This window comes from Paenibacillus sp. HW567 (assembly GCF_000374185.1).
Taxonomy (GTDB): Bacteria; Bacillota; Bacilli; order Paenibacillales; family Paenibacillaceae; genus Paenibacillus_AQ.
Genome location: NZ_KB910518.1, coordinates 2,333,632 through 2,346,000, shown reverse-complemented (window position 1 = coordinate 2,346,000; position 12,369 = coordinate 2,333,632). Strand labels below are relative to the sequence as shown.

The window sequence follows — 12,369 nt, the reverse complement described above, 5'->3', positions numbered from 1 at the left end:
TAAGTTTACTTTACAATAGTCCGCGATCTCTCATGCTTTGTAAAGCCATTAAAACTCCATATTTTACGTGAGAATACGTTAATCCGCCTTGCATATAGCCAATATAAGGCGCACGGATCGGCGCATCTGCAGATAACTCCAAGCTGCCACCCTGGATGAATGTACCTGCCGCCATAATGACAGGATGCTCATAACCAGGCATATCCCACGGCTCGGGAACGACATGACTGTCAACGGCAGCGGCACGCTGAATGCCCTGTACAAAGGCGATCAGATGCTCCGGTCCGTCAAAAGCCACCGCCTGAATCAGATCCGTACGCGGCTCATTCCAGGACGGCTTGGTCGTAAAGCCGCAGCGCTGGAATACAGCAGCAGCAAAGATACTGCCCTTAACGGCCTGTCCCACTGTATGCGGAGCCATGAACAGCCCCTGGTACAGCCCTCTCGTTGTCCCCAGCATCGCTCCCACTTCCCCGCCAATCCCCGGCGCCGTCAGCCGGTAGGACGCAAGCTCCACAAGCTCGCGGCGTCCGCAAATATACCCGCCCGTCTCGGCGATTCCGCCGCCCGGATTCTTAATCAGCGAGCCGGCAACAAGATCCGCTCCCACCTGCGGCGGCTCCAGCTTTTCCGTAAATTCGCCATAGCAATTATCTACGAATACGATTACATCAGGTTTCAGCTCTTTAACCTTTGCCACCATCCCGCCGATTTCTTCAACGGTAAAGGAGGAGCGCCAGTCATAGCCGCGGGACCGCTGAATTCCGATCACCTTGGTCTTGTCGTTAATAGCCAGCGCTACCTCTGCCCAGTCAATTTTCCCTTCAGCCGTCAATGCCGTTTCACGATAACCGATTCCGAAATCAGCCAGGGAGCCGGTGCCGTCCCCCGGTTTGCCGACTACCTTATGCAGCGTATCGTAGGGACGTCCTGTAATGTACAGCAGCTCATCTCCGGGGCGCAGCACGCCAAAGAGCGCTGTGGATATCGTATGTGTGCCGGAGGCGAAATGCGGGCGTACCAGCGCCGCTTCTGCGCCGAAGACCTCCGCATAGACAAGGTCCAGCACCTCACGGCCCCGGTCGTTATAGGCATACCCTGTGGAGCCGGCAAAATGAAAATCGCTCACCTGCTGCCGCTGAAAAGCCTCAATTACCTTCCATTGATTGTGATCGACTATCCGGTCCAGCGACTTCACTGCACCTTCGATTTCCTGCTCAGCGGCCTCTGCCGCCTGTAAAATATCCTCTGCAAAAACTGCCATTCCCCTAGTTCTCTCCTTACATTACATTTACTTGCCATGAAAAGTCAGAGCTGCGTCGCATTCTCCGGTTAAGTCTATTCCTGCTCCACATACTCAGCGAGCTTATAGCTCCATTTTCCGTAATCCTCTTTATTCAGGCGGACGTTGTACAGAACGTCATTCTCGTCAAAATGCTGTTCAAGCACCTCGCCCACCCGGTAGAGCAGCGAAGACAGGTCCCCGCGGTCTCCGGGAATCCGAAAAGTCAATGTGTCTCCGGCCAGCTCATCAGCGATAATCTCCGTGATCCGGGTCAGGTCCTCAGGATTAAATGCGCTGACCTTCAGATGCCCCGGTCCTGCAGGCAGCATCTCCAACTGGTCAAGCCGGCAGGCATCGCTTTTGTTGAACAATACAATTTGCGGTTTCCCCGCTGCGCCCAGATCCTGCAGGATGGACTGCACCACATCCATTTGCTCCTCCCGCATCGGAGAAGAAGCATCGACCACATGCAGCACCAGATTGGCTTCATTGACTTCCTCCAGTGTAGCCCGGAAGGAGGCCACCAGATCATGCGGCAGGTTCTGGATGAAGCCTACCGTATCGGTAAGCACTACTTCCTTCCCTCCGGGAAGCTGCAGCACACGCGATGTCGGGTCAAGTGTCGCGAATAACTGGTTTTCAATATAAACATCGGCATTCGTTAGCTGTTTGAGCAGCGTAGATTTGCCGGCATTCGTATATCCAACCAGCGCCACCTGTACTGCCCCGCTCTTTCTGCGGCGTTCACGATGCAGCTCACGCGTCTTGACAACTTCATCCAGTTGGCGCTTCAGCTCAGAAATACGGTCGCGGATGTGCCGGCGGTCCGTTTCCAGCTTGCTTTCCCCCGGGCCTCTGGTGCCGATACCGCCGCCCAGTCTGGACAGATTCTTGCCGTGCCCGGACAAACGCGGCAGCAAATAAGAGAGCTGTGCCAGTTCAACCTGGATAATACCCTCTCGCGTTTTGGCACGCCCTGCAAAAATATCCAGAATAAGCTGGGTCCGGTCAATAATCTTCAGGTCCAGAGTCTCCTCAAGGTTGCGTACCTGTGCCCCGGACAGCTCCTGGTCAAAGATAGCCGTATTGGCCCCAAGACCGTCAGCGGCCATCCGCAGCTCTTCCACCTTGCCTTTGCCGATGAACCACTTGGAGTCGGGAGTCTCTTTGTTCTGGCGTATAACTTCCAGCACCTCCACCCCTGCGGTCTCCGCAAGTTGAACCAATTCCTGCAGCGAGAGCTCGGGGTCAATGCCGGAGCGTTTGATTTTGTCCGTCACCAGACTGACTAAGATTGCCCGGTCCTGTACTTCTGTTTCTGTATCATGTGTCGTGATTGCCATTAATTACATACTCCTTATCTATATACCTGAAGAGGCATACCTTCGTATACCTTTCGCCTATGAACAGCTTGCTGTCTACAGCTTAAAGTCTTCGGTGCGCAGGGTCATTAGCTCCTGCTTGCCCGGGCTTGTGCTCTCGTATTGATTCAGGAGGCGCACGGCTTGGGAACGCAGGGCCTTCTCAATGGAGTTGCGCACATAACGCGCATTGCTGAAGGCATGCAGACTTTCCGTCTTCTCCATCAGCAGATGCTGCTTCAGTTTGAGTATGGCCTGCGGCATCAAAATATAATCGCGCTCCTTGGCCATCAGCTCGGCAATTTGCAGTAGCTGGTCAATCGTATAATCTGGAAACTCCACCTGAATCGGAAACCGTGAGGGCAGTCCCGGATTGCTCATAAGAAAATAATCAATTTCGCTGGAATACCCGGCCAGAATCAGCACGAATTGACTTCGGTGGTCTTCCATGGATTTTACCAGAGTGTCTATTGCTTCTTTCCCGAAATCCTTATCTCCGCCACGGGCAAGACTGTAAGCCTCATCAATAAAAAGAATGCCGCCGAGCGCCTTTTTTACTAAATCGCGTGTCTTTTGGGCGGTATGGCCGATATATTCTCCAACAAGATCCGCTCTCTCCACTTCGATCAGATGGCCTTTGCTGAGGACGCCCATCCGCTGGAAAAGCTTCGCTACGATCCTAGCCACTGTTGTTTTGCCGGTGCCGGGGTTGCCCTTGAACACCATATGATAGGCCTGACTGCCGCAGGCAAGTCCTGCTTCGCTGCGCATCTGTGCAACCTGCAGCAGAGCATATATCTCAAAGACAAGCTCCTTGATATTTTCCAATCCCACAAGTGCATCAAGTTCCTTGCTTAACTCCTGGAACAGCCCGCTATGCCCATGATTCTTGGAAGGTATAGCCTGAACCAGGCTGTCTGCAGCCGCATTATTTACTGCCGGCGCTTCTTGATTCCGCAGTACAATATTAATTTGTCGTGACGGTCTGCCTTCCTCCCGCCCGCTTGCCGCCGCTACGCGTCCGTTCACCTTGTTCACCTCATTGTCCAGGACTGACATTAACTATATTATATTTCAAGTCTATTCCGAATCATGAGGTGTTATTAGCAGTTTCAGGAACTTGCTTGTTTTTAGGAGATTAGCTCACAGAGAAAGCTCCTGCAGCTTCCATTTGGTGTACGCCAGAATCTCGCGGGTTTTGTACTTGAACATGGACATCACCTGTGAGCTGGTCAGCCCCAGCTCCGGCTGGGCATAATCCAGCTTCTCGGCAATTTCCAGCGCCCGCCGTCCATGAAAGGTATGCGTTATAATAACCGCTGTGGACAAACCTTCAGAACGCATGATCCGCTGGCTGAACAGGAGATTCTCATAGGTGTTGGTAGATTTGTTCTCGAGAAGGATTGCGTTCTCCGGCACACCCTTCCCAACCAGATAATTCTTCATGCCTTCAGCTTCGGTGTATTTGTAGTCCGCATGATCCAGACCGCCTGAAACAATAAACCGGGTAAAAACACCTTCCTTGTAGAGCTTCAGCCCGTAGTCAAGCCTTTCTTTTAACCCAGGACTAGGTTCGTCGCCCCACATTGACATTCCTAGAATAATACCCGCATCCGCTTTCATCATCGGCGTGGTAGTAGCTGCGCTGTTGATATTATTTAGAGCCGCCCCGGACCATACCAGTCCCGCTACAACACAGACGATTACAGCAATCCCTAGCTTTCGCTTGAAGCGGAAACGTCTTTTTCGGGACATTTTGCGGATCGGGGATGAACCCCTCTGATAGACGTACCATTCCATTCTATTTCCTCCTGAATTCTCCGTGATGGAACAATTCGGCGCGATGCTTGAGCGAGAGGGCGAAGTAAGGAAAAGCATGAGCGTCTATGCTGCGTAAAATATTGTTCGCTGTTGCCCAGGCCAAATTGTAGTCGCTGTCCGTAATGTCTTCACGCTCCAGCGCTTCTTCCAGCTCATCCTCATCCAGTAAAAAGACCTCTCCGTTCCACAGCACCACAACATCCAGATACAGATCATCAAACCACGGAACCCCCTGATCTGTGACCCCCTGGACCTTGCAGGTGTCAATGTACCATTGTACGATATTCTGCCGTTCGTCGAACATCGCCGTTACAATGTAGTGGCTGTCTTTGGGAAAATATTGCAGCCACGAATATCCTTTGTCCGCAATGCGGTATGTATGCCTGCCATAGCTTTTCCACAGTGGTTCCTTCAGCCCATAAATCGTATAAAGTGTAATGTATCCGCTGAATTCCCGGCTTTCCACATAGCGGCAAGCAAAATGGCGGCGCGTAATCCGGCGCCAGTTGGCCCGGTCTCCGAATTTACGTTTCATATGAATGACCCTCTCAAGAAATGGTGTCTTCAGCTTAACACATTTAGGAGGCACACTCAAAACATCCCTTACAAAATGCGACAGAGGAAGTTCAACTCCGGCAAAAAAAACATCAGCCCGGCATTCTCCCTATTGGTTGGAGGGAGTGCCGGGCTGACGGAGGTTAAAAATATCCTTATCTTTGGACTTCAGTTAGCCTATTGAGGGGCATTGCCTTGATCTACCACACCGGCAGCCGGATCTGCGCTGGCGGCCCCGCCGTTCTCTGTTCCGCCCGCACCAGTACCTGCTCCAGTGGTCGCAGCCGGAACATCCGTAGCCAGCGGTGTTGCTGAAGGCGGTGGTAGCGTGGCTTCCGGTGTATTTAGCGGACTGCCGCCGCTATTGCCACCCTGGTTGCCGTTATTGCCGCCATTCCCTTGACCATTCCCGTTGCCGTCACCAGGATTTCCGTTACCTTGACCGTTATCCACGCCGTTTCCGGTTGAATCTGTCGGAGGATTCGGATCAATCGTCGGCTCCGATGTCGGCTGCTCGTCTTGGACCTCGACGGTAACCGAAGCTGAAGGCTCGCTTTCAACATCCAGTTCAGGATAGTAAGCCGTCACATAATATTCGTATGTCAGTCCAGGCATAGCGCTGATATCGCCTACACCGGTTGAAGGCGTGTTAAGCAGCGGACTGAAATTAGACTCAGACGTTTCTTTACGGTAGATTCTGTATTCCACACCTGCGGTCGGCACAGCCGCCCAGCTTAGGTTAACCGTCATTGTCGATGGATCATAAGCTGCATTCAACCCCGTAACAGGCTGTGCCATGTCCGCAGTTGGCGATGGAGACGGCTGGCTTATTCCCTCCGGCTGCGGGAAGGCCTTGGACGGAACACCCTTCAGCGCTTCCTCCATCACCTTGCCCCAGAACGCCGCCGCAAGCGGACTGCTGTTCTTGAGCAAGTGGGTTCTGCTTGGCTTGTCGTACCCCATCCAGACCGCAGCGGTCCATTCAGGCGTGTATCCGACAAACCATACATCCCGGTTAGAGCTGATGCCTTCGTACCCGCTTTGCGTAGTACCTGTTTTACCGGCTACAGGACGGTCGATTTTTGCTTTTTTACCTGTACCGTCTTGTACAACCTTCTGCATCATTTCTGTCATCTGGTAAGCCGTATTCTCGGTCATTACCCGTTTAGGTGTTGTGTTGGCTTTGTAGACGGTATCACCGTCGCTATTCGTAATTGATTTAATCGAATAAGCTTCACGCAGCTCTCCGCCGTTGGCAAAAGCACTGTAGGCCTGGGCCATCTCCAGTGTGTTCGTGCCTTCGCTCATCCCTCCAAGCGCAAGCGAAAGGTTCTTGTCCTCATCCTTGAGGTTAATCCCCAGATTTTTGGCGAACTGGAAGCCGGTGTTTACACCGATCTCGTTCAGCAGCCACACAGCCGGTATATTCTCAGACTTTGTCAGAGCATCTCCCATGCTGATCGTTTTGGAATAACCGTGCAGATTGTTCGGGCAATATTTGCCGAAGCACTGTTTTTCATTGCTGAGCAGCGAGTTGCTTGTGAACTTGCCTGACTCCAGCGCAGGTGCATAAGCAACCAGCGGCTTAAATGAGGAGCCTGGCGAGCGGCGGCTGCCGTCTACACGGCTGTAGCCTTTCTTCTCATAATTACGTCCGCCAAGAAGCGCCACAATACTGCCGTTCTCCTGATTGATGATTGTCATCGAGCCTTGCACCAGTTGATCATCGACGCTTTTCTCAAAGTTGGAGCTGTCCGCAAATGCATCTTCCACCGTTTCCTGGGCATGTTTGTCCATGGTCGTGTAGATTTTGTACCCGCCGATATTCAGATCATCCTCGGACAATCCGAATTTATCTTCAGCCTCTCCGACAGCATAATCAATAAATGCCTGATAACGCTGCTTGGTTTCCGGCGGTTTGTAGTTGTAGTCAACCACCTTGGCTTCGTCCATCTGATCCTTGGTAATATACCCTTGCTCATACATCAGTTGGAGCACCACGCCACGCCGTTCCTTAGACAGCTCGGGATTGCGCAGCGGGTTGTAACGGGACGGCCCCTTAGGCATAGCTGCCAGTGTGGCTATCTGCCAAACCTTGAGATCATTCAGATTGCTTACTCCGAAATAGCGGATGGATGCCGCTTTGATGCCGTATATCGTGCCGCCAAAGTTGATGCGGTTGAGGTATTTGGTGATGATATCTTCTTTGGTGTACTTGTTCTCCAGCGCCACCGCGATTGACACCTCAGTCGCCTTACGGAAAAAAGTCTTATCCCGGGTCAGGAATATATTCTTCGCGAGCTGCTGGGTGATCGTACTCCCGCCCTCAACCATGCTGCGCGCCGCAATATCCTTCACCGCCGCACGGCCGATTGACCAAAGATCTACACCGCTGTGTTCAAAGAACCGTCGATCCTCGGTGGCAACAAAAGCATTAACAAGCAGCTTAGGAATCGCCTCATACTCCACCGGCTCACTTTTCTCCAGCGCCAGCTCGCCGATCAAATTCGCATTCCGGTCATAAATCTTCGTAGTCTCGTTCACCGTCAGCTTATCAATGTTCGCATCCAGCAGCTTCTGACCATTCACCATAATGAACAGGTAACCGCCCAGCGCGCAAAAAATCGCCAGTGCCGTAGCAAAAAACAATGTCCACAGCACACGCTTTTTCGTTAAAAAGCTTTTCTTTTTCTTGGGCTTGTTGCCCTTCGAGCTAGAATTCGATACATTTGAGCTCCTGTCTCTATTACGGTTCGTCCTGGATATTTCGTCTCTGGACATGGTACCTCCTGACTCCCTCTCGGAAAAACATGTAGTTGAGTGCACGAATGAAAAGAACAACCCTCACAGGTTGCTCTCTCGCACTCTATTCAAACGATTTATAAACAAAAAGGTTTCGCTCTAAGACTGTAAAAACTTATTCTTCGCTTCCGCTGTCCTGCATGAGCGATACGCTGCGCTGCGGTGTAAACGTGGAAATTGCATGCTTGTACACCATCTGCTGGCGCCCGTCGCTGTCAATGACAATCGTGAAGTTATCGAAGGCTTTGATGATTCCACGGATTTGAAAGCCGTTGGTCAGATATACTGTGGCAGGGATATTTTCTTTACGCAACTGGTTCAAGAACGTATCTTGGATGTTAATGGACTTGTTCATATGACGTACCCCCAATGGTTCAATTAGATTGTTCAGAAGTATATTCAAGACCTGAGAGAAACTTTCCTGCTATTATAGCACGGATTTTGGCAAAATTCTCTGAAAAGTTTTGGCTCTCGTTGACGTCGATCCACTGAATATCCTTCATGTGGCGAAACCATGACAACTGTCGCTTGGCGAATCGGCGGGTATCGCGCTTTAAAAGAGTCACAGCCTCTTCCAGCGTCATTTCGCCTGCGAGGCAGGCGGCAATTTCCTTGTAGCCCAGACCCTGCATGGACACAAGGCTTCTGCTGTAGCCACGTTGCAGCAGTCCTTCCACCTCGGCGACGAGCCCGTTCGCCAGCATCTGATCAATTCGGTCTTCAATACGTTTATATAGTATTTTCCGGTCCATTGTCAAACCTATGAGACACAGCTCGTAAGGAGATTCCTTTTTTTGCCCTTCGTGCGACTCGGACTGCGTGACCTTGGTCTGATGCTGTATTTCCAGCGCCCGGATGATCCGGCGGCGGTCATTAGGGTGCAGTCTGGCTGCGCTTGCCGGGTCTACGGCGGCCAGCCGGGCATGCAGCGCCTCTGCCCCGTGCGTCTCCGCATAGGCATCCATCTCACTGCGGAATGCTTCATCCGCCACCGCTTCCGAGAAACGGAAGCCATAGCACAGCGACTCAATATAGAGGCCAGTACCGCCTACGATAAATGGCAGCTTTCCTTTGGCGCTGATCTCTTCAATGAGCTTGACGCCCTGCTCCTGAAATTCAGCAGCCGAATAAGACTCCTGCGGATCATGGATATCAATCAGATGATGAGGAATACCCTGCATTTCCGCAGGCGTTATCTTGGCGGTGCCGATATCCATGCCGCGGTAGACCTGCATCGAATCCCCGGAGATAATCTCGGCATTATAAGCCTCTGCCAGCTCAAGGCTAAGCCTTGTCTTGCCGACTGCAGTCGGGCCAAGCAGCACCAGAACCCTGCGTTTAGTCTCAGTTGTCAATGGATATCACCCCGTACGATGTTTTGGCGCTGGCCCGCAGCAGCTCGGTGAAGCCAAGGCGGGAGAATTCGCCGCTTAAGGCTTTTTCTTTCAAAAGAACGGTTTTGCGCGCGACTCTGACCGCCTCCGCAACACTCTCCGGCGACAAAGCCGCCGCATTAGCAAACTGGCGCAGCGGGGAAATCGCCGCTGAATTCGTTAGGGGCACACGGAACATAGGGTCAAAATAGACGATGTCCACACTCTTGTCGGGCTGGGCCTGCAAGTAGGCCAGATGATCGCTGTGCACAACATGCACCCGGCGCAGCGCCTCGTTTACCTTCTTCTGTCCTGAAATATAATGGCTCATTCCTTCAAAGAGCAGGGCATACAGCGGCAAAGAGCTTTCCAGGGCAGTTACCACAGAATTCCCGCCGCCATGCACGGCAAACAGCAGGGAATCTCCGCCAAGGCCTGCCGTGCAGTCCAGCACGCTGTCACCAGGCACCATTCCGGCAGCCTCCAGCATGGGATCAACCTCGCCCCGGATAATCCGTTTCGCCCGGACAAAACCCATGCTGGGATGAAATTCCATTAGCGGCATGTCCGGCGTAATCAACCGCACAGCCTCCTGCAGCACCACCAGAATCTCTTCGTCTCTGTAGTGCTCCACCAGTTTGGTCATGGAAAATTTGCCTCTAGGCGCATATTCAGTGCCGGTTCGCTCTGCAAGGCTCTGAGCCCGCAGTACAATTTCCGGTATCGGGTCAAAACCCGTTGTTATAATCATGTTGCCTCCGATCTTGCCGACTTCAATTTTACGGTGTTGCTATTACATGACGCGTTTGAACAGCTTCTCCAGATCATAGGCGGAGAATGAAATTACAATCGGCCGTCCGTGAGGGCAGGTATACGGCTGGCGACACGCGGCCAGCCGCGACAGGAGAGATTCCACTTCATGTTCGGTAAGCTTCTGATTGGCCTTGATGGAGGCCTTGCAGGAGCAGAGAATCGAAGATTTCTCGCGCAGCTTCGCCAGGTCAATCGACCGCTCGCTCAGCACCCACTCGGCCATCTCTTCAATGACTGCCTTCTCGTCCCCTTCCGGGAACCAGTAAGGTAGGGAACGGACCAAAAAGGTCTGTCCGCCAAAGTGCTCAAGATACACACCCGCCTGCTGGAACCAGTGCAGCCGTTCGCTAAGCTGACGGCTCTCGGAAGGGGTGAACTCCAGCGTAATCGGCAGCAGCAGCTCCTGGGAAGCCTCCTCGGGACGTCCGAATTTCTCATAATAATATTCATAATTAACCCGTTCATGCGCAGCGTGCTGATCAATGAGATATAGGCCGCTATCATTCTGGGCGATGATATAAGTACCGTGATGCTGACCGATATAGTTCAGCTCCGGGAACTGGGGAAGAGCCGCCTCTTCACTGCCGGGAGGAGCATACAGCTCCTCCGCAGACGGCATCTGGCCCCGCGCAGCGTTGACTGAAGCGGGCTGGCGGTAGCTGCTGCCGGCGGTATAGCCTTCCCGCCCGCTGCCAGCGTTACCGTCCTGCGGGCGCCAGCCTGCTTGCGGAACGCTCCCGCCATAGGCCGCTGCCGTTTCCCGCGCCTGGATGGTTCCAGGCGGCGAAACGAAGCTTGCGGTATTGGCATACTGCCCGGCACCTCCACCAATGAGCGGCGCATCGCTGCCGCTCTGCAGGCCACTGGATGGCTGTGCCAACTGGCCGCTGCGCGCTCCTTCTGAACGGGACTGCTCCGTGCCGGATGCAGGTGCCATTCCGCTGCCGGGAGCAGCGGACCCGGACTCCCGTCCGTTCCGTGAGTCAGGCCCCTCCTGAGGAGGCGGGGGAACCGCTCCCTTTGGAAATGCAAACTGCTCCTGGATAAAAGAGCTGCTGCCCTTGCCGCCGATCATTTCTTTGCCTGGACGGAGAATCAGGCTCTGTCCGAGCAGAACCTTGCGGATCTCCTGCTCCACAAAAGCATACAGCTCGGCCTCCTTGCTGAAGCGGACCTCCAGCTTCGCCGGATGCACATTGACGTCGACCAGCGACGGATGCATATCAAGCTGCAGCACCAGCAGCGGGTAGCGGTTAATCGGCAGCAGCGTGTGATAGGCGCGCATAACTGCCGCGTTCAGCCCGTTGCTGCGGATGTAGCGCCCGCCTACAATCGTAGTGATAGCATTACGGTTCGAGCGGGTCCACTCCGGGCGGCTGACATAGCCGGATATCCGGTAATCCGGGTCTTCGGCAGCTATCGGCAGCATTGCCTTGGCCGCTGAGGTGCCGTAAACGGCCGCAATAACCTGCAGCAGATCACCATTGCCAAGTGAATGCAGCAGTTGATTGCCGTTATGATGCAGCGTAAAGGAAATGGAGGGATGCGCCAGCGCCATCCGGTACATTGCATCGGAGATATGCCCCAGCTCCGTCTGAATGCTTTTCATATATTTCAGCCTTGCCGGAGTGTTGTAAAATAACTCCCTTACCGCAAGTTCACTCCCCTTGCCAGAGGGCTCATCTTCATTCCGTATCAGCTTGCCTCCCTCTATATCAAGGCCTCTGCCCTTGCCGTCATCATTATTCGCGGTAAGGAGTGACACCTTGGAGACGGCGGCAATACTGGGCAAAGCCTCTCCCCGGAAGCCCAGGCTCGTAATCTGAAATAGATCACGCCCATTCGTCAGCTTGCTGGTCGCATGGCGGTAAAAGGCCGTCTCACAATCCTCGGGATCAATCCCGGCACCGTTGTCTTTGACCCGTATGCTCTGAAGCCCGCCCTCTTCCACCGACACTTCAATCCGGGTGCTCCCGGCGTCGATGGCATTCTCTACAAGCTCCTTCACGACGGAAGCGGGCCGCTCCACAACTTCCCCTGCGGCTATCTGGTTGGCAATATGCTCGTCCAGCACGTGAATTTTGGCCATCTTCATTTCACCTCGCAATTAAGCTGTTATAGATTTCTTGCATTATTGAACGCATACCCGATAACTGTACATGCTGCAATTAAAAGGGGGAATAAACTCTTGTTTTTAGCTACAGTTGCATTCTGTACGGACTGAGCAGCTTTTATTTCTACTGAAAGTCACTTTTCCGCAGGTGAACGGACTCCAGAGCCTTTGCGGGCAGACTTTTAACCCAAATATACCTGCCGAAAAGGCGATAAGTGCGTTACGGTCCGTTAACTCGGCTAAATG

At 53.1% G+C, this 12,369-nt stretch carries 10 protein-coding genes; all 10 read right to left on the bottom strand.

Going from position 1 to position 12,369, the window contains the following annotated elements:
- Positions 1-10: 10 nt before the first annotated feature.
- The 10 genes from B212_RS0110565 to mutL all read right to left on the bottom strand — a co-directional run bounded on the left by B212_RS0110565 (position 11) and on the right by mutL (position 12,099).
- Positions 11-1,264 (bottom strand): methionine gamma-lyase family protein, encoded by a 1,254-nt coding sequence (locus B212_RS0110565; protein WP_019910683.1) that lies wholly within the window; start codon positions 1,262-1,264, stop codon positions 11-13.
- A gap of 74 nt (positions 1,265-1,338) precedes the next feature.
- Positions 1,339-2,628: a GTPase HflX gene (gene hflX / locus B212_RS0110560; protein WP_019910681.1), complete on the bottom strand. Its 1,290-nt coding sequence runs from the start codon at positions 2,626-2,628 to the stop codon at positions 1,339-1,341.
- 75 nt (positions 2,629-2,703) lie between these two features.
- Complete coding sequence (locus B212_RS0110555) at positions 2,704-3,675, bottom strand: AAA family ATPase (protein ID WP_019910680.1); 972 nt, start codon at positions 3,673-3,675, stop codon at positions 2,704-2,706.
- Positions 3,676-3,789: 114 nt separating this feature from the next.
- Complete coding sequence (locus B212_RS0110550) at positions 3,790-4,446, bottom strand: YdcF family protein (protein ID WP_019910679.1); 657 nt, start codon at positions 4,444-4,446, stop codon at positions 3,790-3,792.
- 1 nt (position 4,447) lies between these two features.
- Complete coding sequence (locus B212_RS0110545; RefSeq protein ID WP_019910677.1) at positions 4,448-5,002, bottom strand: DUF402 domain-containing protein; 555 nt, start codon at positions 5,000-5,002, stop codon at positions 4,448-4,450.
- A gap of 197 nt (positions 5,003-5,199) precedes the next feature.
- Positions 5,200-7,803 (bottom strand): transglycosylase domain-containing protein, encoded by a 2,604-nt coding sequence (locus tag B212_RS0110535; RefSeq protein WP_019910674.1) that lies wholly within the window; start codon positions 7,801-7,803, stop codon positions 5,200-5,202.
- Between the two features lie 136 nt (positions 7,804-7,939).
- On the bottom strand, positions 7,940-8,179 hold the full coding sequence (gene hfq, locus B212_RS0110530; protein WP_019910673.1) for an RNA chaperone Hfq: 240 nt from the start codon (positions 8,177-8,179) through the stop codon (positions 7,940-7,942).
- Positions 8,180-8,198: 19 nt separating this feature from the next.
- Entirely contained in the window at positions 8,199-9,179 is a 981-nt protein-coding gene (gene miaA / locus B212_RS0110525; RefSeq protein WP_019910672.1) for a tRNA (adenosine(37)-N6)-dimethylallyltransferase MiaA, read from the bottom strand.
- Entirely contained in the window at positions 9,169-9,948 is a 780-nt protein-coding gene (locus tag B212_RS0110520; protein ID WP_019910671.1) for a class I SAM-dependent methyltransferase, read from the bottom strand. The genes miaA and B212_RS0110520 overlap by 11 nt, the downstream gene beginning before the upstream one ends.
- A gap of 42 nt (positions 9,949-9,990) precedes the next feature.
- Positions 9,991-12,099, bottom strand: a complete 2,109-nt coding sequence (mutL, locus tag B212_RS0110515) for a DNA mismatch repair endonuclease MutL (RefSeq protein ID WP_019910670.1) — start codon at positions 12,097-12,099, stop codon at positions 9,991-9,993.
- Positions 12,100-12,369: the final 270 nt, after the last annotated feature.

What these genes read in the sequence shown, in the direction of transcription:
- B212_RS0110565 (WP_019910683.1), bottom strand. Translation starts at nt 1,264, where the DNA reads ATGGCAGTTTTTGCAGAGGATATTTTACAGGCGGCAGAGGCCGCTGAG.
- hflX (WP_019910681.1), bottom strand. Translation starts at nt 2,628, where the DNA reads ATGGCAATCACGACACATGATACAGAAACAGAAGTACAGGACCGGGCA.
- B212_RS0110550 (WP_019910679.1), bottom strand. Translation starts at nt 4,446, where the DNA reads ATGGAATGGTACGTCTATCAGAGGGGTTCATCCCCGATCCGCAAAATG.
- B212_RS0110545 (WP_019910677.1), bottom strand. Translation starts at nt 5,002, where the DNA reads ATGAAACGTAAATTCGGAGACCGGGCCAACTGGCGCCGGATTACGCGC.
- B212_RS0110535 (WP_019910674.1), bottom strand. Translation starts at nt 7,803, where the DNA reads ATGTCCAGAGACGAAATATCCAGGACGAACCGTAATAGAGACAGGAGC.
- hfq (WP_019910673.1), bottom strand. Translation starts at nt 8,179, where the DNA reads ATGAACAAGTCCATTAACATCCAAGATACGTTCTTGAACCAGTTGCGT.
- B212_RS0110520 (WP_019910671.1), bottom strand. Translation starts at nt 9,948, where the DNA reads ATGATTATAACAACGGGTTTTGACCCGATACCGGAAATTGTACTGCGG.
- mutL (WP_019910670.1), bottom strand. Translation starts at nt 12,099, where the DNA reads ATGGCCAAAATTCACGTGCTGGACGAGCATATTGCCAACCAGATAGCC.